At 64.0% G+C, this 23762-nt stretch carries 26 protein-coding genes; 19 read left to right on the forward strand and 7 right to left on the reverse strand.

Annotation, left to right across the window (positions count from 1 at the left end; translation table 11 throughout):
* Positions 1–38 precede the first annotated feature (38 nt).
* Positions 39–419 (reverse strand): hypothetical protein, encoded by a 381-nt coding sequence (locus LB572_RS32415; protein WP_224670651.1) that lies wholly within the window; start codon positions 417–419, stop codon positions 39–41.
* A 212-nt stretch (positions 420–631) separates the two neighbouring features.
* On the opposite strand from LB572_RS32415, the gene ureC reads away from it, so the two are divergent.
* The 9 genes from ureC (at position 632) to LB572_RS32460 (ending at position 7351) form a co-directional block, all read left to right on the forward strand.
* Complete coding sequence (gene ureC / locus LB572_RS32420) at positions 632–2344, forward strand: urease subunit alpha (protein WP_140802140.1); 1713 nt, start codon at positions 632–634, stop codon at positions 2342–2344.
* A 64-nt stretch (positions 2345–2408) separates the two neighbouring features.
* Positions 2409–2903, forward strand: a complete 495-nt coding sequence (locus tag LB572_RS32425; RefSeq protein ID WP_140802141.1) for a DUF29 domain-containing protein — start codon at positions 2409–2411, stop codon at positions 2901–2903.
* 62 nt (positions 2904–2965) lie between these two features.
* Positions 2966–3559 (forward strand): hypothetical protein, encoded by a 594-nt coding sequence (locus LB572_RS32430; protein ID WP_224670652.1) that lies wholly within the window; start codon positions 2966–2968, stop codon positions 3557–3559.
* A gap of 57 nt (positions 3560–3616) precedes the next feature.
* Positions 3617–4222, forward strand: coding sequence for a glutathione S-transferase family protein (locus tag LB572_RS32435; RefSeq protein ID WP_224670653.1), 606 nt, complete (start codon positions 3617–3619; stop codon positions 4220–4222).
* Complete coding sequence (locus tag LB572_RS32440) at positions 4219–4779, forward strand: urease accessory protein UreE (protein WP_224670654.1); 561 nt, start codon at positions 4219–4221, stop codon at positions 4777–4779. Before LB572_RS32435 ends, LB572_RS32440 begins: the two co-directional genes overlap by 4 nt.
* A complete protein-coding gene (locus tag LB572_RS32445) occupies positions 4727–5443 on the forward strand; it encodes an urease accessory protein UreF (protein ID WP_412033616.1) in 717 nt (238 codons plus the stop codon). Before LB572_RS32440 ends, LB572_RS32445 begins: the two co-directional genes overlap by 53 nt.
* The gene (locus LB572_RS32450) at positions 5440–5880 is read left to right on the forward strand and encodes a DUF3995 domain-containing protein (RefSeq protein ID WP_224670655.1); all 441 of its coding nucleotides are present in this window, start codon (positions 5440–5442) and stop codon (positions 5878–5880) included. Before LB572_RS32445 ends, LB572_RS32450 begins: the two co-directional genes overlap by 4 nt.
* Positions 5877–6509, forward strand: coding sequence for an urease accessory protein UreG (gene ureG, locus LB572_RS32455; protein WP_224670656.1), 633 nt, complete (start codon positions 5877–5879; stop codon positions 6507–6509). Before LB572_RS32450 ends, ureG begins: the two co-directional genes overlap by 4 nt.
* A gap of 74 nt (positions 6510–6583) precedes the next feature.
* Complete coding sequence (locus LB572_RS32460; RefSeq protein WP_224670657.1) at positions 6584–7351, forward strand: class II aldolase and adducin N-terminal domain-containing protein; 768 nt, start codon at positions 6584–6586, stop codon at positions 7349–7351.
* Between the two features lie 73 nt (positions 7352–7424).
* Here LB572_RS32460 and LB572_RS32465 read toward each other — a convergent pair whose 3' ends face one another.
* Complete coding sequence (locus LB572_RS32465) at positions 7425–8057, reverse strand: HAD family hydrolase (protein ID WP_140802148.1); 633 nt, start codon at positions 8055–8057, stop codon at positions 7425–7427.
* A 309-nt stretch (positions 8058–8366) separates the two neighbouring features.
* On the opposite strand from LB572_RS32465, the gene LB572_RS32470 reads away from it, so the two are divergent.
* Positions 8367–9323 (forward strand): sugar-binding transcriptional regulator, encoded by a 957-nt coding sequence (locus tag LB572_RS32470; protein WP_140802149.1) that lies wholly within the window; start codon positions 8367–8369, stop codon positions 9321–9323.
* Between the two features lie 20 nt (positions 9324–9343).
* Here LB572_RS32470 and LB572_RS32475 read toward each other — a convergent pair whose 3' ends face one another.
* The gene (locus LB572_RS32475; protein ID WP_224670658.1) at positions 9344–9529 is read right to left on the reverse strand and encodes a hypothetical protein; all 186 of its coding nucleotides are present in this window, start codon (positions 9527–9529) and stop codon (positions 9344–9346) included.
* Positions 9530–9741: 212 nt separating this feature from the next.
* Here LB572_RS32475 and LB572_RS32480 point away from each other — a divergent pair, with 212 nt between their 5' ends.
* The 9 genes from LB572_RS32480 to LB572_RS32520 all read left to right on the forward strand — a co-directional run bounded on the left by LB572_RS32480 (position 9742) and on the right by LB572_RS32520 (position 19806).
* Entirely contained in the window at positions 9742–10650 is a 909-nt protein-coding gene (locus LB572_RS32480; protein ID WP_224670659.1) for a LysR substrate-binding domain-containing protein, read from the forward strand.
* Between the two features lie 172 nt (positions 10651–10822).
* Positions 10823–12133, forward strand: a complete 1311-nt coding sequence (locus tag LB572_RS32485; protein WP_140682453.1) for an ABC transporter substrate-binding protein — start codon at positions 10823–10825, stop codon at positions 12131–12133.
* 143 nt (positions 12134–12276) lie between these two features.
* A complete protein-coding gene (locus tag LB572_RS32490; protein WP_140802152.1) occupies positions 12277–13149 on the forward strand; it encodes a carbohydrate ABC transporter permease in 873 nt (290 codons plus the stop codon).
* A gap of 11 nt (positions 13150–13160) precedes the next feature.
* Positions 13161–13985, forward strand: coding sequence for a carbohydrate ABC transporter permease (locus LB572_RS32495; RefSeq protein WP_140802153.1), 825 nt, complete (start codon positions 13161–13163; stop codon positions 13983–13985).
* 46 nt (positions 13986–14031) lie between these two features.
* Entirely contained in the window at positions 14032–15036 is a 1005-nt protein-coding gene (locus LB572_RS32500; protein ID WP_224670660.1) for an ABC transporter ATP-binding protein, read from the forward strand.
* Positions 15037–15046: 10 nt separating this feature from the next.
* On the forward strand, positions 15047–15817 hold the full coding sequence (locus LB572_RS32505) for an L-iditol 2-dehydrogenase (protein ID WP_224670661.1): 771 nt from the start codon (positions 15047–15049) through the stop codon (positions 15815–15817).
* A 175-nt stretch (positions 15818–15992) separates the two neighbouring features.
* Positions 15993–17471, forward strand: a complete 1479-nt coding sequence (locus LB572_RS32510; RefSeq protein WP_224670662.1) for a mannitol dehydrogenase family protein — start codon at positions 15993–15995, stop codon at positions 17469–17471.
* A 68-nt stretch (positions 17472–17539) separates the two neighbouring features.
* Positions 17540–18223, forward strand: a complete 684-nt coding sequence (locus LB572_RS32515) for an HAD family hydrolase (protein WP_140802157.1) — start codon at positions 17540–17542, stop codon at positions 18221–18223.
* Positions 18220–19806 (forward strand): FGGY-family carbohydrate kinase, encoded by a 1587-nt coding sequence (locus LB572_RS32520; protein WP_224670663.1) that lies wholly within the window; start codon positions 18220–18222, stop codon positions 19804–19806. Before LB572_RS32515 ends, LB572_RS32520 begins: the two co-directional genes overlap by 4 nt.
* Positions 19807–19830: 24 nt before the next feature.
* Here LB572_RS32520 and LB572_RS32525 read toward each other — a convergent pair whose 3' ends face one another.
* Genes LB572_RS32525 through LB572_RS32540 form a run of 4 tightly spaced genes read right to left on the reverse strand, consistent with a single transcriptional unit; the run spans position 19831 to position 23672 of the window.
* Positions 19831–20916: an ABC transporter ATP-binding protein gene (locus tag LB572_RS32525; RefSeq protein ID WP_224670664.1), complete on the reverse strand. Its 1086-nt coding sequence runs from the start codon at positions 20914–20916 to the stop codon at positions 19831–19833.
* Between the two features lie 3 nt (positions 20917–20919).
* A complete protein-coding gene (locus tag LB572_RS32530) occupies positions 20920–21966 on the reverse strand; it encodes an NAD(P)-dependent alcohol dehydrogenase (RefSeq protein WP_224670665.1) in 1047 nt (348 codons plus the stop codon).
* Positions 21967–21981: 15 nt separating this feature from the next.
* The gene (locus LB572_RS32535; RefSeq protein WP_224670666.1) at positions 21982–22809 is read right to left on the reverse strand and encodes a carbohydrate ABC transporter permease; all 828 of its coding nucleotides are present in this window, start codon (positions 22807–22809) and stop codon (positions 21982–21984) included.
* On the reverse strand, positions 22806–23672 hold the full coding sequence (locus LB572_RS32540) for a carbohydrate ABC transporter permease (RefSeq protein WP_224670667.1): 867 nt from the start codon (positions 23670–23672) through the stop codon (positions 22806–22808). Before LB572_RS32540 ends, LB572_RS32535 begins: the two co-directional genes overlap by 4 nt.
* Positions 23673–23762: the final 90 nt, after the last annotated feature.

The raw sequence follows: 23762 nt of genomic DNA on the forward strand, positions 1-23762 counted from the left end.
GGTGGGGGCCCCGCAAGGCGGCCCGCCAGGGCGCGCAATCAGCTGGCCTTCTTGGTGATCAGCGTCAGCGCGCCGTTGGGCTGCATGCTGGCGGCGATCACCTGCGCCGAGCTGACGCCCTTGGCTTCGAGCGCGGATTTCACCTTGGGCGTCGCGTCGATCGACTTGCGCAAGGTCTGCAGCCCGGCGTCGCCGCGCTGCGCCACGATCTGGTTGACCTGCGTCTGCGTGTCCTTGGGCAGTTCGGTGATGTCGACGATGTTGACGCTCTGGATCGCCGGCACCGTGGGCTGGCCCTTCGGCGTGGCCTGAGCGGGCGCGGTCGGCGCCGGGCTGGGCTGCGGCGTCGGCTGCTGCTGGGCGCCGGCAGTGCCCGCCATCATCAAGGTGGCGGCGGCGATGACTATCGTTTTGCGCATGGATATTCCTTCCATCATCAATTTGGCCAACGGTTTGGCAAACGGTCATTTTGGGCTGACTCGCGCACCTCAACCGCCAAATGGGCGCGCAAGGTGTCGCCGAACGGGTCATTGCGTGACCATTGGATGGCGACAATGTGCAGCCCTGGCTCAGACAAGCTTACTTTTGGCAACCTTGTTTTTGGCAACCTGAATTCCGGGAGCAATCGCTGATGGCCAGGATAACCCGCGCGTCCTATGCGCAGATGTATGGCCCGACGGTCGGCGACAAGGTGCGGCTTGCTGACACCGAGCTCTTCATCGAGGTCGAGAAGGACCTCACTGTTTATGGCGAGGAAGTGAAATTCGGCGGCGGCAAGGTGATCCGCGACGGCATGGGCCAGAGCCAGGTCACACGGGCGGGCGGCGCGGTCGATACCGTCATCACCAACGCGCTTGTCGTCGATGCGCTCCTAGGCATCGTCAAGGCCGATATCGGCCTGAAGGACGGTCGCATCGCGGCGATCGGCAAGGCCGGCAATCCGGACACGCAAGCCGGCGTCACCATCATCATCGGCCCCGGCACCGAGATCATCGCCGGCGAAGGCAAGATCCTGACGGCCGGCGGCTTCGACGCGCATATTCATTTCATCTGCCCGCAGCAGATCGAGGAAGCGCTGATGAGCGGCATCACGACGATGCTTGGCGGCGGCACGGGTCCCGCGCATGGCACGCTGGCCACCACCTGCACACCAGGCCCCTGGCACATGGCGCGCATGATCCAGTCCTTCGACGCTTTCCCGATGAATATCGGCCTGTCCGGCAAGGGCAATGCGTCGAAGCCGGCGGCGCTGGAAGAGATGGTGCTGGCCGGCGCCTGTTCGCTGAAGTTGCACGAGGACTGGGGCACGACGCCCGCGGCAATAGACTGCTGCCTGTCGGTGGCCGACGACTATGACGTGCAGGTGATGATCCACACCGACACGCTGAACGAGTCCGGTTTCGTCGAGAACACTGTTGCCGCCATCAAGGGCCGCACCATCCACGCCTTCCACACCGAGGGCGCCGGCGGCGGCCATGCGCCCGACATCATCAAGGTCTGCGGCCTGCCCAACGTCATCCCGTCCTCGACCAATCCGACGAGGCCCTACACGGTCAACACGCTGGCCGAGCATCTCGACATGCTGATGGTCTGCCACCATCTGTCGCCGTCGATCCCCGAGGACATCGCCTTCGCCGAGAGCCGCATCCGCAAGGAGACCATCGCCGCCGAGGACATCCTGCACGACCTCGGCGCCTTCTCGATCATCTCGTCCGACAGCCAGGCCATGGGCCGTGTCGGCGAGGTGGCGATCCGCTGCTGGCAGACCGCCGACAAGATGAAGCGCCAGCGCGGCGCGCTGCCCGGCGAGACCGGCGACAACGACAATTTCCGCGTCCGCCGCTACATCGCCAAATACACGATCAATCCGGCGATCGCGCATGGCCTGTCGAAGGAGATCGGCTCGATCACGGTCGGCAAGCGCGCCGATCTGGTGCTGTGGAACCCGGCCTTCTTCGGCGTCAAGCCGGAGATGGTGCTGGTCGGCGGCTCGATCGCCGCGGCGCCGATGGGCGACCCGAACGCCTCGATCCCGACACCGCAGCCTATGCATTACCGGCCGATGTTCGGCGCCTACGGCAAGGCCCTGACCAACTCCTCGGTCACCTTCGTCTCGAAGGCGGCGCTCGACGCCGGCCTGCAAGGCAGGCTGGGCGTCGACAAGGCGATGATCGCGGTCGAGAACACACGCGGCGGCATCGGCAAGCATTCCATGGTGCTCAACGACGCCACGCCGCATGTCGAGGTCGATCCCGAAACCTATGAGGTGCGGGCCGACGGCGAGTTGTTGACCTGCGAGCCGGCGACCGTGCTGCCGATGGCGCAGCGGTATTTCCTGTTCTGATACTGAATCGTGGGCCGGCGCAGCTACGGTTGGCTTGAGATCGAAAACGGCGCATTATGCGACTATGAACAAGATCCAAATACAGCGCCGGCATAAGTCTACACCCTACGAGACCGACTATGCTGTGTGGTGCGCCGAGCAGGGCGCACTATTGCGCGAAGGTCGTCTCTCTGACCTCGATCGCGAGAATCTTGCCGAGGAGATCGAGAGCCTGGGGCGGAGCGACAAGAGGGAAATTGCGAGCAGATTGGGCACCTTGCTCCAGCATTTGCTCAAATGGGAATTTCAGCCTGAAAAACGCAAAACCGGTTGGTTGGCGACGATCCACGAACAGCGATTTCGGATCGAAAATCTACTCGATGAGAGTCCTAGCCTGAAAACCTATCCAGGAAAACAACTTGGTCAGGAATTCAAAATAGCGAAGTTGAAAGCGGCCGACGAGACCGGTCTGAGAGAGCGGGATTTTCCCGTCGATTGCCCGTACACGATCAGCCAAATTCTCGATCATGATTTTTTCCCCGGCATTCCCTGGTCATCGGACAAACTTATCCGCGAATGAAACATCACTTTGCGTCGGCCCGTTGGCTGGCCTCCCAGCATTGAGAGCCCTGTCAGTAGGCCATGGCCACCGAAATCGCCTCTCCGCACGACATCTTCCCGCATATCCGCATCGTCATGGGCATGGTGATCGGCCTTGGCGTCACCCGGCTGCTGTCGGGGGTCGCCCGCCTTGTCCAGCATCCCGGCCAGTACCGGCTCTACGTGGTGCATCTCGCTTGGGTCGCGTCGGTGCTGTTGATGATGGTGCATTTCTGGTGGTGGGAGTTCGGCCTCTACGCCATCGAGAACTGGACCTTCGGCAAATATCTTTTCATCATCTTCTACGCCATCACGCTGTTCCTGATGTGCGCGCTGCTGTTTCCGGATTCGATGCTCGACTACACCAGCTACGAGGATTACTTTTATTCGCGCCGCGCCTGGTTCTTCGGGCTGCTGGCGGCGACCTATCTGCTCGACGTCATCGACACCCTGCTCAAGGGGCCGGAGCATTTCGCCCGCTTCGGCAACGAATATCTGTTCCGCACGCCGGTCTTCGTGGCGCTCTGCCTGATCGCGATCCTGGTGCGCGATCGCCGCTTCCATATCGCCTTCGTCGCGGCCGCGCTGATCTACCAGATATCCTTCATCCTGCGGCTCTTCGACACCATCGTCTGAGCGGCATTGGGCTGACGTTGCGTATGGTCTAGGGTCTCGGAAAAGCAAGGTTCAACCATGTACAAGGCCGTCGGATCGCGCGGCTCCCGCGTCAGCCGGGTGCTCTGGATGCTCGAGGAGCTCGAGCAGCCCTACGCGTTCGTCGAGGTCAAATTGCGCTCGCCGGAAGCCTATGCGCTCAACCCCTCCGGCAAAGTGCCGATCCTGATCGACGGCGATATCGAAGTTACGGATTCGGCGGCAATCTGCGTCTATCTGGCGGACAAGCACGCCGATAAGGGCATGGGCGCGAACCCTGGTCTCGCCGGCCGCGCCGAGATGGACTCCTGGATGCACTTCGCCCAGAGCGAATTGGAAGCGCCACTGTGGAACAAGCTGCGCCACCGCTTCCTGTTGCCAAAGGATGTTCGCGTCGATGTCGGGCCGGCCGCGGCCTATGATTTCGCCTCCGAAATAAAGGCGCTGGACCGCCGGCTTGGCGACAAGCCCTTTGCCTTGGGAGACCGCTTTTCGGCCGTCGACGTCTTGCTGGGCGACATGGGCGGCTGGGCCCGCGCCGGCCGGTTCCCGATCGAGTCGGACCCGATGAATGCTTATTTCGACCGTGTGCTGTCGCGACCCGCTCGTGCCCGCGCCCAAGCTAATGGCGGAGCCATGAAATGAAGCTCAACATCAACACCGATTTCACCAAATTCCCACGCGCCGTCTCGGTGCTGCTAGCCGGCGAAGCTGGCTCGGCGACGCCCTACGATAAGGCTGTGCTGCCCCATGACGAGCGTCATCTGCGCCGCCGCGCCATCGAGACCGCGGCGGGCGACAAGGTGCTGGTCGACCTGCCCGAACCGGTCGTACTAGCCAATGGCGACCGACTGGTGCTGGAGGACGGCCGCCAGCTCGAGATCGTCGCGGCGCCCGAGGAGGTCTACGACATCCGCGCCCGCGACACCCTTCATCTCACCGAGCTTGCATGGCACATCGGCAACCGCCATCTCGCGGCGGCTATCGAGGCGGACCGCATCCTCATCCTGCGCGACCATGTCATCAAGGCGATGCTGGAAGGCCTCGGCGCCACGGTGAACGAAGTATCGCAGCCATTCAGTCCGGTGCGCGGTGCCTATTCCGGCCACGATGGCCATTCGCACGACCATCATGATCATGACCATGGCCATGATCACGCGCATGATCACCACGACCACGGTCACCATCATCATCATGACTGAGCGGCTTTCCAGCGTCGCTCTGCTGCGGCTGATGGCCTGGCTGTCGCCGGCCTTTCCGGTCGGCGGCTTCGCCTACAGCCATGGCCTCGAGTACGCCGTGCACGCTGGATTGATCGCCAATCGCGAGGATCTGGCCGGCTGGCTGGAGACGCTGGTCGAGGTCGGCTCGGGCTGGAACGATGCCGTGCTGTTCGCCGAAAGCTGGCGCCGCGCGCGCGACGGTGGTGATCTGGCGGAAGTCGCCGCGCTGGCCGAGGCGATTGCCGGCTCGCGGGAGCGTCATCTCGAAACCATGCTGCAGGGCACGGCCTTTCTCCAGGCGGCGTCCGCCTGGCCGTCTCCGGTGCTGCAGCGTTTGCCGGCCGATTGCCCCTATTGCGTGGCAGTCGGCGCTGTTGCCGGGAGCGGCGGCATCGATCTTTCGCAGGCGCTGTCCGCCTTCCTCCAGGCTTTCTTCTCCAATCTCGTGCAGGCGGCGATCAGGCTCGGCGTCGTTGGCCAGGCCGACGCCGTCCAATTGTTAGCCGGCTTCGAATCTCTGGCGCTGATGACTGCATCGCGCGCCGCCGCCTCGACGCTCGACGATCTCGGTGGCGCGGCCTTCATGTCGGACATCACGGCGATGCAGCATGAGACGCAATACTCCAGGCTGTTCCGCTCATGATCGTGCTTGCCGTCACCCTCTCCTTCGTCCTGCTCCTGATCACCACGCTGCATGTCTATTGGGGCATAGGCGGCATCTGGCCGGGCACGGACCAGGCGTCCTGCGCGCGCGCCGTGGTCGGTTTCCGCGGCGTCGACGAGATGCCGTCGTCCTTCGCGAGTTTTGCCGTCGCCGCGTGCCTCACGCTCGCGACGCTCTGGCCGCTGGCGCTCGCGGGTGTCTTTGCGACGCCCTTTCCGAGAGAGGGCCTGGCGGCCACCGCATTGATGATCGGCCTCGTCTTCCTCGGTCGCGGCATTGCCGGCTTCACGCCCTGGTGGCGCCGGCTCGCGCCCGACCAGCCTTTCGCGCGGCTCGACCAGCGTCTCTATTCGCCGCTCTGCCTGTTGATCGGGTTGGGCTTTGCAGTTCTCGCTATCTCGGAGTTCCCGGCATGACGTCGAAAAACGGCCCTCTTCGCATCGGCATCGGCGGCCCGGTCGGCTCCGGCAAGACGACGCTCACCGAAAAGCTCTGCAAGGCGCTGCGCGACGACTTCTCCATCGCCGTCGTCACCAACGACATCTACACCAAGGAGGATGCGATGATGCTCGCGCGGCTGCAAGCATTGCCCGAAGAACGCATCGTCGGCGTCGAGACCGGCGGCTGCCCGCACACCGCCATCCGCGAGGACGCTTCGATCAACCTGCGGGCGATTGCCGAGCTGAACAAAAAATTCCCCGACCTCGACATCATCTTCATCGAATCCGGCGGCGACAATCTCGCCGCCACCTTCTCGCCCGACCTTGCCGATCTGACGCTTTATGTCATCTCGGTCTGCCAGGGCGAGGAAATCCCTCGCAAGGGCGGCCCGGCCATCACCCGCTCGGACTTCCTGATCATCAACAAGAGCGATCTAGCGCCCTATGTGAACGTCAACCTCGAAATCATGGAGTCCGATGCCAGCCGCATGCGCGGCAAGCGGCCCTTCGGCTTCACCGACCTGTCGCGCGGCAAGGGTCTGCAGGACGTGATCGACTTCATCGTCGAGCATGGCGGGCTGCAGTCGGAACGGCCTGCTGCCTGAGCCGCTGACCTACCAGTTTGCGGTTGCTGGCAGCCGTCGGGCACGGCATTCTCACCCAAACAGGAGGATTTTCGATGAGCCTTGCCCGCCTGCACAAGGAACCGCTGAGCAACCTGCCCTATTATGAGGAGCGGGTCGACCTCGCCGCCGCCTTCCGCTGGACCGCCCGGCTCAACATGCATGAGGCGGTAGCCAACCACTTTTCGCTGTCGGTCAACGAGGACGGCACCAAATTCCTGATGAACCCGAACCAGGTGCATTTCTCGCGCATCAAGGCGAGCGACCTGCTTTTGATCGACGCCAACGATCCCGAAACGCTGTCCGGTCCCAATGCGCCCGATCCGACCGCCTGGGGCCTGCACAGCGCCATCCACCGCAATGTCCCGCATGCGCGCTGCGCCATGCATGTCCATTCGATCCATGCCACGGTGCTCGCCTCGCTCGCCGATTCGACGCTGCCGCCGGTCGACCAGAACTCCGCCATGTTCTTCAACCGCCATGTCGTCGACGCCAACTATGGCGGGCTGGCTTTCGAGGAGGAGGGCGAGCGCTGCTCGCAGCTTCTCACCGACCCCAAGGTCAAGGTGATGGTCATGGGCAATCACGGCGTCATGGTCATCGGCGACACCGTCGCCCACGCCTTCAACCGCATGTTCTATTTCGAGCGCGCCGCCGAGACCTACATCAAGGCGCTGTGGACCGGCCGGCCGCTGCGCACGCTCTCCGACGAGATCGCCGAGAAGACCGCGCGCGAAATGGACGATTACCCCGGCCAGGCCGAGCGCCATCTGGCCGAGCTGAAGGCGATCCTCGACGAGGAAGAGCCGGTCTACCGGAACTGAAGCTCCTTCCTTCTCCCCGTTCACGGGTAGAAGGTGCCGGCAGGCGGATGAGGGGCAGCGCCGACGCCTGCGGTTAGAGCCCCAACTGCGCCCGCAACTCCGCGGCGCTGTTGATGACGATGGCGCCGGGCGGACCTTCCATCGGCGCTTCCGGCCAGAAGATCGTCTTCATGCCGGCCGCCAGCCCGGCCATGGCGCCGGTCAGGCTGTCGTCGACGGCAAACGCATCTGCCGGATCGACGCCGGCGAGATAAGCGGCGCGCAGGAAGGGTTCGGGAAGCGGCTTGCCGTCGATCACGTCGTTGCGGCTGACCGTCATCATGCCCGGATAGGTGAGGCCGACGGCGCGCAGATTGGCGTCGACGATCAGCCGGTCGGAATTCGACACCACCGCCTGCTCGACGCCGAGCGCGCGCAATTCGTTGAACACTTCGATCGCGCCGGGACGCGGCTTCAGCGTCTCGGCCATCGGCAGATAGTGATCGTATTTGCGCACGATCCAGTCGTCGAACGGCAGGTCGAGGCCGAACTCGTCGCGCAGCATCTCGTAGACCGGCCAAGCGGCGATACCCAGCACGCGCTCATGCAGGTCGTGCGGCGGCGCGACGCCGACGCTGCGCAGCGCCGCCACAAGGGCAGCCTCATGCAGCGGCTCGCTGTCGACCAGCGTTCCGTCCATATCCCAGAAAACGGCTTTCGGCGTCATGCGCGGCTCCTTCGCCGATCCCCTTAAAGCATGTCTCCCGAAAGTGGTAACCGGTTTCGGGACAAAGACATGCGCAAAACAAAAACTAAAGCGCATGGAGCGAATCTGAAAGATCGCGACGCGCTTTAGTACGTTTCCCAGTCGAGATAAACCGTCCCGCCGGCGAATGGTTGGGCAAGCGATGCATCGACTTTCGGGTGGCATGGATGCCTCCAAGCAATTGCCCTTTCGATAGACAATTGCGCGTCGGCGTATTCGCTGTAAGCTATGGCGCCCGTTTCAGCATTCTCGCGGGCGGGGAGGCAGGACGTGAATTCGCGACAGGAAACCGGCAGCACCAGGTTGGACGACGCCGCGCGCGCCGGCTGGCTTTATTATGTTGCCGGCAACACGCAGGACCAGATCGCCGCCAAATTAGGCATCTCCAGGCAGACGGCGCAGCGGCTGGTGTCGCTCGCCATGTCGGAGGGCCTGATCAAGGTACGCGTCGATCATCCGATCGCCAACTGCCTCGACCTCGCCGCGCGGCTGAAGTCACGCTTCGCGCTCGACCTTGTCGAAGTGGTGCCGAGCGATCCGACGTCGAACTCGACGACGATCGGCATCGCCGAGGCGGCAGCGGCAGAGATCGAGCGCCGGCTGCGCTCGGAAGCCCCCATCGTCATGGCGATCGGTACCGGGCGCACGCTGAAGGCGGCGATCGAGCAGCTGCCGCCGATGGAATGTCCGCAGCACAAGGTCGTGTCCTTGACCGGCAACATCTCGCCCGACGGCTCGGCCGCCTTCTACAACGTCATCTTTACCATGGCCGACCGCGTCAAGGCGCGGTCCTTCCCGATGCCGCTGCCGGTCATCGCCTCCTCGCCGGAAGAGCGCGAGATGCTGCTCAACCAGCCGATGATCCAGCCGACCCTGGCATTGGCCGCCGAGGCCGACGTCACCTTTATCGGTATCGGCGATCTCGGTCCGAAGGCGCCGCTCTATGAGGACGGCTTCATCTCCGAAAGCGAGTTGAAGGCGCTGCAGAAGGCCGGCGGCATCGCCGAGATCGTCGGCTGGGTGTTCGACCGCGAAGGCCGCATGATCGAAGGCATCACCAACGACCGTGTCTCATCGGCCGCCTTGCCGTCGCGGGAGAAGTCGCTGGTCATCGCCTTGGCCATGGGCGAACGCAAGCTGCCGGGCATTCTGGCGGCGGTCAATCGCCGGCTGGTCAACGGCCTCATCACCGATGAACGGACGGCCGCGGCGCTGCTCGCAGGCTGACTGCCGATAAAAACAGCCGCCTATTGCGAGGGCCCGCGCGGATCGTTGCCGTCGAGGAAACCCATGTCGCGCTGCAGATGCTCGGATAGCTCCCGAACATCGATATAGCCGCGCCTGCGGCCCGAAAACCTTGCAAATTCCCGCACCAGCGTGAAAAACCAGCCTTGCGCCGGGGTGGAAACGAGCTTTTCCGGGATCGTGGTCATGATCTTCAGCCTTCGTTGGAGCAATTCCAGGAAAAGTGTGAGCGGTTTTCCGTCCGGAATTGCGTAAAATCAAAGAGTTAGAGCGGTTTACCGTTTCTGTGAAACGGTGAAGCGCTCTAGTGCTTGAACTGGATTGATCGTCGACCCCAAATATCGGGTTGGCTGGTTCGTCCTTCCAATTAAACCTCGATCATGACCCATAAGGAGGTTTTATGCCCGATCTGAAGCCCCCGCAGCTTGCGCCGCTGCCGCCGCTGCAGGCGATCCGGGTGTTCGAGGCGGTGGCAAGGCACCTGTCCTTCACCAAGGCGGCGCAGGAACTGGGCATGACCCAGGCGGCTGCCAGCTACCAGATCAAGCTGCTCGAGGAGCGCATCGGCGGGCCGCTTTTCCTGCGCAGGCCGAAGCAGATCGAGTTGACCGAGCCCGGCCAGCGCCTGGCGCCCGCCGTCAGCGAGGCCTTTTCCATCCTGGGCCAGGCCTATGCCGCGGCGCGCGGCGGCGCCGACGGCCTGCTCTGCGTCACCACCGTGCTGACCTTCGCCTCGAACTGGCTGGCGCAGCATCTGGGCTCGTTCCAACTCGAGCATCCCGCGCTTGCCGTGGGGGGCGACACGTCGAGCCGCCTGACCGATTTCGCGCGCGAGGACGTCGATCTCGCCATCCGCTCCGGCGGCGGCAAGTGGCCGGGCCTGGAGGCGCATAAGCTGCTCGACGCCGATTTCACGCCGATGCTGAGCCCCAGGCTCGCGGCGAGCATCGGCGGCGTCAGCGAGCCGGCCGACCTGCTGCGCCTGCCGATCCTCGATCCCGGCGACATCTGGTGGTCGCAATGGTTCGAGGCCGCCGGCGTTGCCGGGCATGACCTCGCTAAGCGGCCCGGCTCCAGCATGGGCGCGCAGGCCTATGAGGCGAACGCGGCGATGGCCGGCCATGGCGTGGCGATCCTGACCAGGGCCTTGTTCAAGAATGAGATCGCCGACGGCCGCCTGGTCCAACCTTTCGATCTCGTCGGCGACGACGGCCATGCCTATTGGCTGGTCTATCCGACGGCGCGCCGCAACGTGCCGAAGATACGCGCCTTCCGCGATTGGATCCTGGCCGAGATCGCCTGCCCGTAAGCCGGCCACTCCAAGTTCCCCCTTCCAGCAGGCCGGCCACGTCGCCGGACGGGTCACGTTGCGTCATTTCTGCTGCGCTGCAGCATCGATTCCTCCTTGACATAATTCACTCCAAGTGAGTAATTGCCCAAAGCCAAGGCAAATGCTCATCTTGGTTTATGGGAGGAATTTGATGAAACTTCGCACGCTCACCCTGGGCCTGTTGTCGGCCAGCGCTCTCGCTTTCGCCGCGCATGCCGAATCCATCACCATCGCCACCGTCAACAATGGCGATATGGTCCGCATGCAGAAGCTGACGGACGACTTCACCAAGGCCAACCCCGACATCCAGTTGAACTGGGTCACGCTTGAAGAAAACGTGCTGCGCGAGCGCGTCACCACCGACATCGCCACCAAGGGCGGCCAATACGACGTCATGACCATCGGCACCTACGAGGTTCCGATCTGGGCCAAGCAGAGCTGGCTTCTGCCGCTCGACAAGCTCGGCGACGACTACGACGTCAAGGATATCATCCCGGCCATCGCCGGCGGCCTTTCGGTCGACGGCAAGCTCTATGCCGCGCCCTTCTACGGCGAAAGCTCCTTCGTCATGTACCGCAAGGACCTGATGGAGAAGGCGGGCTTGAAGATGCCCGACGCGCCGACCTGGGACTTCATCAAGCAGGCCGCCGACAAGATGACCGACCGCGCCAATGGCGTGAACGGCGTGTGCCTGCGCGGCAAGGCCGGCTGGGGTGAGAACATGGCCTTCCTCACCGCCATGTCGAACTCCTTCGGCGCCCGTTGGTTCGACGAGAACTGGAAGCCGCAGTTCGACCAGCCCGAATGGAAGAACACGCTGCAGTTCTATGTCGACCTGATGAAGGCCGACGGTCCGGAAGGCGCTTCGTCCAACGGCTTCAACGAGAACCTGGCGCTGTTCCAGCAGGGCAAGTGCGGCATGTGGATCGACGCCACCGTCGCGGCGTCCTTCGTCTCCGATCCGAAGGCCTCGCAGGTCGCCGACAAGGTCGGCTATGCTCTGGCCCCCGACAATGGCCTCGGCAAGCGCGGCAACTGGCTGTGGGCATGGTCGCTGGCGATCCCCGCCGGCACCCAGAAGGCCGATGCCGCCGAGAAGTTCGTCTCCTGGGCAACCAGCAAGCACTATGCCGAGCTGGTCGCCTCGAAGGAAGGCTGGGCCAACGTTCCTCCGGGCACGCGCTCCTCGCTCTACGCCAATGCGGAGTACCAGAAGGCAGCGCCTTTCGCGAAGATGACGCTGGACTCCATCAACGCCGCCGACCCGACGCATCCGACCGTCAAGCCGGTGCCCTATGTCGGCGTGCAGTTCGTCGCCATTCCTGAATTCCAGGGTCTCGGCACCACTGTCGGCCAGCTCTTCTCGGCCGCCCTTGCCGGCCAGTCGAGCGTCGACGACGCGCTCAAGCAGGCCCAGGACGCAGCCACCGCGGCGATGACCGAAGGCGGCTACATCAAGTAAGGCTCCTCCCGGTGCCGAAGGCCGGTCGCGCATCATGACCGGCAGGTGGCCGTCCGAAACCCAGTTCGGGCGGCCACCCTTCAAAATCGGGAAAATTCTGGCACAACTCTGAAAATCCGGCTGACCTTGGGAGGGTGACCGTCATGGCTACTCAGCAAACCCGTTCGCTCGCGCGTTTCATGATGGCGCCATCGGTGATCCTGCTGTTCGTCTGGATGATCGTGCCGCTGGCTTTCACGCTGTGGTTCTCGTTCCTGCAATACAATCCGCTGAACCCGATCCGTGACGGCTTTGTCGGCTTCTCCAACTACAGGCTGTTCTACGACAATCCGGCGTTCTTCGCCGCCATTCTCAACACGCTGACCATCGTTGTGGCGGTCCTGCTGATCACCATCATCGGCGGCATCCTTCTTGCGCTGCTGCTCGACCAGCCGATCTGGGGCCAGGGCATCGTGCGCATCCTGGTCATTTCGCCGTTCTTCGTCATGCCGCCGGTGGCGGCGCTGGTCTGGAAGAACATGATCATGCATCCGCAATACGGCGTCTTCGCCGACATTGCGCGCTTCTTCGGGGCCCAGCCGATCGACTGGTTCGGGCAGCACCCGCTGACGGCGGTCATCATCATCGTCGCCTGGCAATGGCTGCCCTTCGCAACGCTGATCCTGCTGACCTCGCTGCAGTCGCTCGACGGCGAGCAGAAGGAGGCGGCCGAGATGGACGGCGCCGGCTTCATCAGCCGCTTCATCTATCTGACGCTGCCGCACATGTCGCGCGCCATCACCGTCGTCATCCTGATCCAGACGATCTTCCTGCTCTCGATCTATGCCGAGATCCTGGTCACCACCAATGGCGGCCCGGGCTACGCCTCCACCAACCTGCCTTTCCTCGTCTACCAGAAGGCGCTGCTGGAGTTCAAAATCGGGCAGGCATCCGCCGGTGGCGTGATCGCCGTCATTCTCGCCAACATCGTTGCCTTCTTCGCCATGCGCGCCGTCGGCAAGAACCTCGACAAATAAGGGAGGACAAGATGGCACGCGCAGTCACCACCCAGCACAAGACGATCGCCACGGCCGCGGCCTGGATCGTCGCCCTGCTGATCTTCTTTCCGATCCTTTACACGATCATCACCTCGTTCAAGTCCGAGCAGGAGGCGATCCAGGGCTTTGCCCTGATCCCGTCGGGCACCATGGAAAGCTACGCCGAGGTGCAGGCGCAGAGCGGTTATTTCAAGTTCTTCCTGAACTCGGTGATCCTGTCGGTCGGCTCGACCGTCCTGGCTCTCCTGGTCGCGGTCCCGGCGGCATGGTCGATGGCGTTTTCGCCGACCAAGCGCACCAAGGACATCCTGATGTGGATGCTCTCCACCAAGATGATGCCGGCCGTCGCGGTGCTGTTCCCGATCTACCTGATCTTCCGCGACACCGGCCTGCTCGACAGCCGCATCGGCCTCACCATCATGCTGATGCTGATCAACCTGCCGATCGTGGTCTGGATGCTCTACACCTACTTCCGCGAGATCCCGGGCGAGATCCTGGAGGCGGCGCGCATGGACGGCGCCTCGCTGTGGAACGAGATCATCCATGTGCTGACGCCGATGGCGGTTCCCGGTATTGCCTCGACGATGCTCTTGAACATCATCCTGGCCTGGAATGAAGCGTTCTGGACCATCCGGCTCACCACCACCAATGCCGCGCCGCTGACGGCCTTCATCAGCTCCTTCTCCAGCCCGCAAGGCCTGTTCTGGGCAAAGCTGTCGGCGGCCTCGACGCTGGCGATCGCGCCGATCCTGATCATGGGCTGGTTCAGCCAGAAGCAGCTCGTGCGCGGCCTCACCTTTGGCGCCGTGAAGTAACAACGCCCAAGCGGCGGACGACGAAGACTACCCCCGGGAGGAAACCATGGGAAACATCACGCTCAAGAACGTCTCCAAGTCCTTCGGGTCGACGACGATCATTCCGGATATCGACCTCAATATCGAGGACGGCGAGTTCGTCGTGTTCGTCGGCCCCTCGGGTTGCGGCAAGTCCACGCTGCTCAGGCTGATCGCCGGGCTTGAGGACGTCAGCGGTGGCACCATCACCATCGATGGCCGCGACGTCACTCAGGAGGCGCCGGCCAAGCGCAAGCTCGCCATGGTCTTCCAGTCCTACGCGCTCTACCCGCATATGACGGTCGCCAAGAACATCGCCTTCCCGCTGAAGATGGCCGGCGAGGACCAGGCGACCATCGACAAGAAGGTCAAGGACGCCGCCCGCGTGCTCAACCTCACCAACTATCTCGAGCGCCGCCCCGGCCAGTTGTCCGGCGGCCAGCGCCAGCGCGTCGCCATCGGCCGCGCCATCGTGCGCCAGCCCTCGGCCTTCCTGTTCGACGAGCCGTTGTCGAACCTCGACGCCGCGCTTCGCGGCACCATGCGGCTCGAGATCAGCGAGCTGCACCATCAGCTGAAGACGACCATGATCTACGTCACCCACGACCAGGTCGAAGCCATGACCATGGCCGACAAGATCGTCGTGCTCAACGCCGGCAACATCGAGCAGGTCGGCTCGCCGATGGAGCTTTACAAGACGCCGAAGAATCTCTTCGTCGCCGGTTTCATCGGCTCGCCCAAGATGAACATGATCGAAGGCGCGCCGGCGGAAAAGTATGGCGCCAAGACCATCGGCATCCGGCCAGAGCATCTCAACATCTCGACCACGTCAGGCGATTGGAAGGCGACGGTCGGCGTTGCCGAGCATCTCGGTTCCGACACCTTCCTGCACGTCCAGGCGGACGGCATCGGCACCGTCAATGTGCGCGCCGATGGCGAGGTTGGGGTGAGGCATGGCGACACCGTCTACCTGACCCCGGACAAGGCCAAGCTGCATCGCTTCGGCGCCGACGGCAAGGCGCTGATCCAGTGAGGACGGGACAGTGAGGCTGAAAGGCAAATCGGCGCTGATCACCGGATCGGCGCGTGGCATCGGCAGGGCCTTCGCCGAAGCCTATGCGCGCGAAGGTGCGACGGTGGCGATTGCCGACATCGACCTCAAAGCGGCGCAAGCGACGGCGAAAACGATCGGTCCACGAGCTTACGCTGTCCAACTCGACGTCACCGACCAATCCTCGATCGAGGCGGCGGTGAAAGCGGTCGAGGCGAAGACCGGTGGGCTCGACGTGCTGGTCAACAACGCGGCGATCTTCGACCTCGCGCCGATCGTCGAGATAACCAAGGCGAGCTACGAAAAGCTGTTCGCGGTCAATGTCGCCGGCACGCTGTTCATGCTGCAGGCCGCCGCCCGCTCGATGATCGCCGCTGGCCGGGGCGGCAGGATCATCAACATGGCGAGCCAGGCCGGCCGCCGCGGTGAGCCGCTGGTCGCGGTCTATTGCGCCACCAAGGCCGCCGTCATCTCGCTGACGCAGTCGGCGGGGCTCGACCTGATCAAGCATCGCATCAACGTCAACGGCATCGCGCCGGGCGTCGTCGATAGCGACATGTGGGATCAGGTCGACGCGCTGTTCGCCAAATACGAGAACCGGCCGAAAGGCGAAAAGAGGCGGCTGGTCGGCGAAGGCGTTCCGTATGGCCGCATGGGCAAGCCGGAAGACCTCGCCGGCATGGCGGTTTTCCTCGCCAGCGACGAGGCCGAATACATTGTCGCCCAGACCTACAATGTCGATGGCGGGCAATGGATGAGTTGATGGGGATGAGTTGACGGGAATGTGAGGGGGAGGCGCTTCTCTTCTTTCCTCCGGAGAAGACGCCGCGGGGCAGGTGAGGGGCAGCATACTGGAACACCGGGTGTTGCCCCTCATCCTCGCTCTCTCGCAGGAGGCGTAATCAGTCGGGCTGCAGATCGGCCAAAGGGTAAATGAGATGACCGTGAAACTCTCCTCCTCGAACCTCGCCAAGCTGCCGGCCAAGGTCGCCGGCCCGAAATACGACCGCTCCGCCCTCAAGGCCGGCATCGTCCATTTCGGCGTCGGCAACTTCCATCGCTCGCACCAGGCGGTCTATCTCGACGACCTGTTCGGCACCGGCGAGGGTCATGACTGGGCGCTGATCGGCGCCGGCGTGTTCGAAGGCGAGAAGATCGGCCGTTCCAAGCTGCAGGAACAGGACTGGCTGACCACCGTCGTCGAGCAGGACCAGGGTCACATGAGCGCCCGCGTCACCGGCGCCATGATCGATTTCCTGACGCCTGGGGACGCGGCCGCGATCATCGAGCGGCTTGCCGATCCGGCGATCAAGATCGTGTCGCTGACTATCACTGAAGGCGGTTATTTCATCGATCCGGCTTCCGGCAAGTTCAACCCGGCCCATCCCGACATCGTTGCCGACGCGCAGCCGGGTGCAACGCCGAAAACCGTTTTCGGCATCATCCTTGCCGGCCTGCTGCGCCGGCGCGCCGATGGCATCGTGCCGTTCACCGTGATGTCCTGCGACAACATCCCCCACAACGGCCACGTCACCTCCGACGGCGTCATAGGCCTGGCACGGCTGATCGACGAGGATCTCGCCAAATGGGTCGAGGACAAGGTCGCGTTCCCGAACGGCATGGTCGACCGCATCACGCCGGCTACCAGCGACCGCGAGCGCAAGATCCTCGCCGACGATTTCGGGCTCGAGGACAATTGGCCGGTGTTCTGCGAGCCGTTCAAGCAATGGGTGCTGGAGGATCGTTTCACCGCCGGCCGCCCGGCGCTGGAAAGGGTCGGCGTGCAGTTCGTCAAGGATGTCTCGCCCTACGAACTGATGAAGATCCGCATCCTCAATGGCGGCCACGCCACCATCGCCTATCCGGCCGGGCTGATGGACATCCATTTCGTTCATGAAGGCATGCAGGAGCCGCTGGTGCGGGCCTTCCTGTCGAAGCTCGAGCATGATGAGATCATCCCGACCGTGCCGCCGGTGCCCAACACCGATCTGGAGGAGTATTACCAGCTCATCGAGCGCCGCTTCTCCAATCCCAAGATCGGCGACACCATCCGCCGGCTTTGCCTCGACGGTTCCAACCGCCAGCCGAAATTCATCATCCCGACGATCGCCGACCGGCTGAAGGCGGGCAAGGGCGTCGCCGGCCTCGCGCTGGAATCCGCGCTCTGGTGCCGCTACTGCTTCGGCACCACCGACAGCGGCGCCGTCATCGAGCCGAACGACCCGAGCTGGGACCGCATGCAGGCGACCGCGAAGGCGGCGAAGGACGACCCGAAGGCCTGGCTGGCGATGGAGGACATCTATGGCGATGTCGGCCGCTCACCCGTCTTCGCCGAGGCCTTCGCCCATGCCTTGAAGGCGCTGTGGGCGCACGGCGCGCGCGAAACCCTGACGCGCTATCTCGCCGGCAAGCTCTGAAATCTCTTTGACGCAATTCCGGACGGAAAACCGCTCACACTTTTCCTTGCATAGTTGGAAGCACAGCCATGACGCCGGAACTGGTCATCTTCGACTGTGACGGCGTGCTGGTCGACAGCGAGGCGCTTTCGGTGTCGGCGCTGCTCAACATGATCGAGCTCGCCGGCGGCACGGTCAGCGAGGACGCCGCCTACGAGCACTTCCTCGGCAAGAGCATGAAGAGCGTGCGCGAGATCCTCGGCCGCGACTTCGGACTGGAAATCAGCGACCGGCATCTGACGGCCATGCGCGTCGAGCTGATGCGCAAATTCCGCGAGGAATTGAAGCCGATCCCGGGCGTCAAGGATGTTCTGCCCAAGCTCGGCCTGCCCTGCTGCGTCGCGTCGTCCGGCACGCTGGAGCGCATCCGCTATGCGCTCGACGTCACCGGCCTGCTGCCCTTGCTGGAGCCGCATCTGTTCAGCGCCGCCATGGTCAAGCGCGGCAAGCCGGCCCCCGATCTTTTTCTCCATGCCGCCGCCTCGATGCGGGCGCATCCGCGCAAGTGCCTGGTGATCGAGGACAGCCCGGCAGGCGTTGCCGCGGCGCGCGCGGCCGGCATGCGGGTGCTTGCTTTCACCGGCGGCTCGCATGCCTCCAATCCGGCGCTGAAGGCGCGGCTTGCGTCGACGGAACCGGACTCTATATTCGCTGACATGCTGCAATTGCCCGATCTGATTGCAGGCCTGGGAGCGAGAGACAAAGCATCTTGACGAAGAGTTTCGTTTGCGCGGTCGATGTCGGCACCGGGAGCGCTCGCGCGGGCATTCTCGACGCGCGTGGCAACCTGCTCGGCCGCGCCGATCATCCGATCGCCATGCATCAGCCCAAGCCCGATCATGCCGAGCACGATTCGGAAGACATCTGGTCGGCGGTGTGCAAATCCGTGCGGGCCGCGCTGCAGAAATCCGGCGTCGCCGCCGGCGATGTCGCCGGCATCTCTTTCGACGCGACCTGCTCGCTGGTCGCGCGCGACAGGCAGGGCGGCCAGCTCAGCGTTTCGGTCACCGGGGAGCAGCGCTGGGACACGATGGTGTGGCTCGATCATCGCGCCATCGCCGAGGCCGACGAATGCACGACGAGCGGTCACGCCGTGCTCGACTATATCGGCGGTGTGATGTCGCCGGAGATGGAAACGCCGAAGCTGATGTGGCTGAAGCGCCATCTGCCGAACACATGGAATGAAGCCGGCTATCTATTCGATCTCGCCGATTTCCTGACCTGGAAGGCATCGGGCTCGCTCGCCCGCTCGCAATGCACGCTGACGGCGAAATGGACCTATCTCGCGCATGAGGAAAAAAGCTGGCGGCGCGATTTCTTCGAGTTGGTCGGCCTCGGCGATCTGTTCGAGCATGGCAACCTGCCGGAAAAGGCAAGCCCCGTCGGCGCCGATATCGGCCCGCTGACGCGGCTGGCGGCAACCGAGCTAGGCCTGACCGAAAGATGCCGCGTGGGCGCTGGTGTCATCGACGCCTATGCCGGCGCGCTCGGCGTCTTGGGCGGCTTTGCCGGCGACGAGAAAGACATCGGCCGGCATCTGGCGCTGATTGCCGGCACATCGTCCTGCGTCATGGCCATGTCGCCCGACCCGCAGCCCTTTGCCGGCGTCTGGGGTCCCTATTTCGGCGCCGCATTGCCGACGCTGTGGCTGTCGGAAGGCGGCCAGTCGGCCACCGGCGCGCTGCTCGATCACATCATCCGCTGGCATGGCGCCGGCGGCGAGCCGGACGCGGCCATGCATATGAAGATCGCCGGGCGCGTCGCCGAGCTGCGCGCCGAGGACGGCGATGCGCTGGCCGCAAGGCTGCATGTACTGCCGGACTTCCACGGCAACCGTTCGCCGCTCGCCGACCCGCATGCCGTCGGCGTGATCAGCGGCCTGACGCTCGATTCCTCCTTCGACAGCCTGTGCAAGCTCTACTGGCGCACCGCCGTCGGCATCGCGCTCGGCGTGCGCCATGTGCTCGAGGCGCTGAACGAGAACGGCTATCTGATCGACACGCTGCATGTCACCGGCGGCCACACCAAGAACCCGCTTTTGATGGAGCTCTATGCCGACGCCACCGGTTGCACGGTGGTCGAGCCGCTGGCCGACGAGGCGGTGCTGCTCGGCACCGGCATGGTGGCGGCGACCGCCGCCGGTATCTACGGCGATCTCAACGCGGCCTGCGTCGCCATGCAGCAGGGCGGCAAGACCCGCGCCCCCAACAAGGAAGCCGGCGCCCGCTTCGACCGCGACTACCGCATCTTCCTCGAAATGCACCGCCAGCGGCAGGCGCTCGACGCGGTTCGATAGGGCGCCCAGGAACGCTCTATCCGTCTATTGTCTGCGCAGCGACTTGCCGGTCTCCGCGTCGAACAGATGGAGGCTCTCCTCGTCGAACGTGTAGCGCACGGGCGCGCGCGGCTCGGGGCATTCGCGGGCCGGCACCAGCGCGCTGATCTCCTTGCCGCCCGATCCGAACGTCACCAGCGCGTCGTTGCCGTGGAACTCGATGAGGTCGGCGGTGCCTTGCAACAGGTTTGCTGTGCCGGCTTGTGCCGTCTTCAGATCCGGAGGCCGGATGCCGAGCATCACGCGATCGCCGTGGGTGAGATGGAAGTCGCTGCCTTGCAGCGACAGCACCGTGCCGGCGCCGGTCAGCGTCCAGCCATCCCCTTTCCGGCCGACCATGGCCTCGATGAAGTTCATGTTGGGCGTGCCGATGAAGCCGGCCACGAACAGGTTGCCGGGGCGGCGATAGATCTCCGCCGGCGAGCCGATCTGCTCGATCACGCCGTCCTTCAGAAGCACGATGCGGTCGGCCAGCGTCATCGCCTCGAGTTGGTCATGCGTGACATAGACGGTCGTCGTCTTCAGCGACTGGTGCAGCCTGGCGATCTCGACGCGCATGTGGTTGCGCAGCTTGGCATCGAGATTGGAGAGCGGCTCGTCGAACAGGAACACTTTCGGCGTCTTGATCATGGCGCGCGCGATCGCCACGCGCTGCTGCTGGCCGCCGGAAAGCTCGGTCGGCTTGCGCCCGAGATAGGGCTCCAGGCCGAGTGTCCGCGAAACCGCCTCGACCCGTTTCTTGATGTCGGCCGCCGGCACCTTCTGCCGCTTCAGCCCGAAGGCGATGTTGTCGAAGATGGTCATATGCGGATAGAGCGCATAATTCTGGAACACCATGGCGATGCCGCGGTCGCCGGGGTCGAGATCGTTCACCACCTTGCCGCCGATCGACACCTCGCCGCCGCTGATATCCTCCAGCCCCGCCAGCATCCTGAGCAGCGTGGACTTGCCGCAGCCGGAGGGTCCGAGGAACACGACGAATTCATGCTCTTCGATCGACAGGTTCAGATCGCGGATGACGCTCGTGGCGCCATAGGCCTTGTCGACATGGGAGCAAACGATCGCGGACATCCCTTATCCCTTCTCGCCGGTCAGCAGGATCTGCAGCTTGACGTCCTGCGGCTTGCCTTGCGCCGCCCGCTCGAACGCCTTGATGCTCTCGGAGAAATCATAGGTGCCGGTGATCAGCGGCTTGAGGTCGACCTTGCCGGAGCCGATCAATTGCAAAGCGCGGTCGAAGATGTTGGCGTAGCGGAACACGGTCTCGATGCGCACTTCCTTCGAAATGGCCGCCGGGACGTTGAGCTCGACCGCCTCCACCGGCAGCCCGACCAGCACCACCGCGCCGCCCGGCCGCACGATGTCGAACAGATTGGCGAAGGCCTTCGGGCTGCCGCTCGCCTCGAACACGATGTCGGCCCCCCAACTGTCGGTCGCGGATCGCACCGCATCGACCAGCGACTGCTCGCCGATATTGACCGGCACGATGCCCGGATACTGGGCGGCGATCGCAAGCTTCGGCGCGGAGAAGTCCGAGATCAGCACCTTGGAGCAGCCGCCCGCCAGCGCGGCCAAGGCGATCATGATGCCGATCGGGCCGCAGCCAACGACGACTGCGACGTCGCCGGGCACGATGCGGGCGCGCGCCGCCGCCTGCATGCCGATGGCGAAGGGCTCGACCATCGCGCCTTCGGCGAAGGAGACATTGTCCGGCAATTTGTAGGTGAAGGCCGCCGGGTGAACGGCGTAGGGCGCGAGCACCCCATGCACCGGCGGCGTGGCCCAGAAACGGACGTCCGGATCGACATTGTAGATGCCGAGCTTCGTCGCGCGTGACGAAAGATTCGGCACGCCGGGCTCCATGCAGACCCGGTCGCCGACCTTCAGCCTCGCGACATTGGCGCCAACCTCGACGATCGTGCCCGACGCCTCGTGGCCGAGCACCATGGGCTGGCGCACGATGTAGCTGCCGATGGCGCCATGCGTGTAGTAATGCACGTCGCTGCCGCAGACCCCGACCGTGTGGATGGCGATCCTGACGTCGTCCGGTCCGACGTCCTGCGGCAGCGCGATCTCGCGCAGCGACAGTTCGCCTTTTTTCTCAAGCACCAGTGCCCGCATCGGGTAAGCCTCGCTTCAATTTTTCTTTTGCCGGAAAACGGAATTCAGGAAGCCGCTCAAAACACCGAGAAACAGCAGCGGCGGCAGCGACAGCAGCACGACCGAGGCATTGAGGATGCCCCACGGCACGTTCATGCCTTGCTGCGACAGCTCGGAAGCGACGATTGGCAGTGTCTTGGCGTTGGAGCTCGACAGCATCAGCGCGATCAGGAACTCGTTCCAGACCAGCACGAAGCTGAAGGCGATGGCGCCTATCAGCGAGCGCGCCGCCACGGGAAGCGCGATCCGCCAGAACACCGAATAGGCGCCGTAGCCGTCGACGAAGGCGGCTTCCTCGATCTCCTTCGGCACGCCCTGGAAGGCGGGAATCGCGAGCCACATGATCACCGAGATGGTGAGCAGCGAATAGGTGACGATCAACGCCGGCAAAGTGTCGTAAAGGCCGACCTGCAACCAGATCACCATCAGCGGAATGGCGACCGCCACCGGCGGCAGGAAGCGCAGCGACAGGACGAAGAACTGGATGTCGCCGGCAAAGCGGTTCGGATAGCGCGCCACGGCATAGGCCGCCGGCAGGCCGAGCGCGATGCCGATCAGCACCGCCGAGCCGCAGGCGACGACCGAGTTGTAGAGGCCGGTGAGCACGCTGTCGCGGCCGAGGATGTAGCTGATGTTGGCGAGCGTCGGCGTGAAGATCACCTTCGGCACCCGCGTGATGATGTCGACATTGTTCTTCATCGCGTTGAGCGCCGTCCAGACCAGCGGGAACACGGCCAGGAATCCGGCCAGCGCCAGGACGGCCTTGGCGATCAGGCGGCCCAGTCTTATCGGATAGGGCTTCATGCCTGCACCCGCTTCCAAAGCATGGTGAAGGTGATGACCGTCGCGATCATCATCAGCACCGCCATGGCCGAGGCGTAGGAGACCTTGCCGGATTCGATGAAGCCCTGCGAGAAGGCGTACATGTCGAGGGTCTCGGTCGCGACGCCCGGCCCGCCGCGCGTCATCACATAGATGAGGTCGAAGGAGCGCAGCGACTCGATCATCTTGACGAACATCAGGCTGATCAGCGGCGCTTTCAGCATCGGCAAGGTCACATAGGCATGGATCTGCCAGCGCCTGGCGTGGTCGAGCCTGGCCGCCTCGATCGGCTGTGGCGGCAAGGTCTCGAGCCGCTTCAGCACGATGACGGCGAAGAACAGCCCCCATTGCCAGACATCCACCGAAGCGACGGCGAACAGCGCGGTTGCCGGCTTGGACAGCGGGTCGAAGATCAGCCCGCCGGTGATCAGCCGGTAGGGATAGGTGGCGATGCCGTAGAGCGGGTGATAGGCGAACTTCCACACGAAGGCGGCCGACACACGCGGCAAAAGCACCGGGACGATGAACAGGAGGCAATAGAAATTGCGCATGCGCGGGCCGGCGGCCTCGAACATCAGGACACCCAGTCCGATCGCCACCACCATCGTCGCCACGACCGTGACGATCTCCCATTTCACCGAGACCCAGACGGCGTTGAGGAAGCGGCGGTCGGTAAAGAGATCGGCGAAGTTCGAGAACCAGACCCAGGAATAGCCCGTCGTGCTCAGCTCGCGGTTCTGCAGCGCGATGACGATGGCGTAGAGCGTCGGCACCATCGACAGCACCAGAAGGATGGCCAAAGTCGGAACGAGAAATGTGACTGGCAGGGAAGAGCGTCGGCGCATGGCCTGTCCTCGGATTTTGCTGCTGTCTGGTGAAGATCCCGCGGCGCGGATCCCGCCATTCCTTCGAATGCCGTGGATCGCGCGCCGCGG

The sequence above is a fragment of the Mesorhizobium sp. BH1-1-5 genome (genome assembly GCF_020165615.1).
Lineage (GTDB): Bacteria > Pseudomonadota > Alphaproteobacteria > Rhizobiales > Rhizobiaceae > Mesorhizobium.

Coding starts and splice junctions, on each gene's coding strand:
- LB572_RS32415 (WP_224670651.1), bottom strand. CDS start 419: ATGCGCAAAACGATAGTCATCGCCGCCGCCACCTTGATGATGGCGGGC.
- ureC (WP_140802140.1), top strand. CDS start 632: ATGGCCAGGATAACCCGCGCGTCCTATGCGCAGATGTATGGCCCGACG.
- LB572_RS32425 (WP_140802141.1), top strand. CDS start 2,409: ATGAACAAGATCCAAATACAGCGCCGGCATAAGTCTACACCCTACGAG.
- LB572_RS32430 (WP_224670652.1), top strand. CDS start 2,966: ATGGCCACCGAAATCGCCTCTCCGCACGACATCTTCCCGCATATCCGC.
- LB572_RS32435 (WP_224670653.1), top strand. CDS start 3,617: ATGTACAAGGCCGTCGGATCGCGCGGCTCCCGCGTCAGCCGGGTGCTC.
- LB572_RS32440 (WP_224670654.1), top strand. CDS start 4,219: ATGAAGCTCAACATCAACACCGATTTCACCAAATTCCCACGCGCCGTC.
- LB572_RS32445 (WP_412033616.1), top strand. CDS start 4,727: ATGATCACGCGCATGATCACCACGACCACGGTCACCATCATCATCATG.
- LB572_RS32450 (WP_224670655.1), top strand. CDS start 5,440: ATGATCGTGCTTGCCGTCACCCTCTCCTTCGTCCTGCTCCTGATCACC.
- ureG (WP_224670656.1), top strand. CDS start 5,877: ATGACGTCGAAAAACGGCCCTCTTCGCATCGGCATCGGCGGCCCGGTC.
- LB572_RS32460 (WP_224670657.1), top strand. CDS start 6,584: ATGAGCCTTGCCCGCCTGCACAAGGAACCGCTGAGCAACCTGCCCTAT.
- LB572_RS32465 (WP_140802148.1), bottom strand. CDS start 8,057: ATGACGCCGAAAGCCGTTTTCTGGGATATGGACGGAACGCTGGTCGAC.
- LB572_RS32475 (WP_224670658.1), bottom strand. CDS start 9,529: ATGACCACGATCCCGGAAAAGCTCGTTTCCACCCCGGCGCAAGGCTGG.
- LB572_RS32480 (WP_224670659.1), top strand. CDS start 9,742: ATGCCCGATCTGAAGCCCCCGCAGCTTGCGCCGCTGCCGCCGCTGCAG.
- LB572_RS32485 (WP_140682453.1), top strand. CDS start 10,823: ATGAAACTTCGCACGCTCACCCTGGGCCTGTTGTCGGCCAGCGCTCTC.
- LB572_RS32490 (WP_140802152.1), top strand. CDS start 12,277: ATGGCTACTCAGCAAACCCGTTCGCTCGCGCGTTTCATGATGGCGCCA.
- LB572_RS32495 (WP_140802153.1), top strand. CDS start 13,161: ATGGCACGCGCAGTCACCACCCAGCACAAGACGATCGCCACGGCCGCG.
- LB572_RS32500 (WP_224670660.1), top strand. CDS start 14,032: ATGGGAAACATCACGCTCAAGAACGTCTCCAAGTCCTTCGGGTCGACG.
- LB572_RS32510 (WP_224670662.1), top strand. CDS start 15,993: ATGACCGTGAAACTCTCCTCCTCGAACCTCGCCAAGCTGCCGGCCAAG.
- LB572_RS32515 (WP_140802157.1), top strand. CDS start 17,540: ATGACGCCGGAACTGGTCATCTTCGACTGTGACGGCGTGCTGGTCGAC.
- LB572_RS32525 (WP_224670664.1), bottom strand. CDS start 20,916: ATGTCCGCGATCGTTTGCTCCCATGTCGACAAGGCCTATGGCGCCACG.
- LB572_RS32530 (WP_224670665.1), bottom strand. CDS start 21,966: ATGCGGGCACTGGTGCTTGAGAAAAAAGGCGAACTGTCGCTGCGCGAG.
- LB572_RS32535 (WP_224670666.1), bottom strand. CDS start 22,809: ATGAAGCCCTATCCGATAAGACTGGGCCGCCTGATCGCCAAGGCCGTC.
- LB572_RS32540 (WP_224670667.1), bottom strand. CDS start 23,672: ATGCGCCGACGCTCTTCCCTGCCAGTCACATTTCTCGTTCCGACTTTG.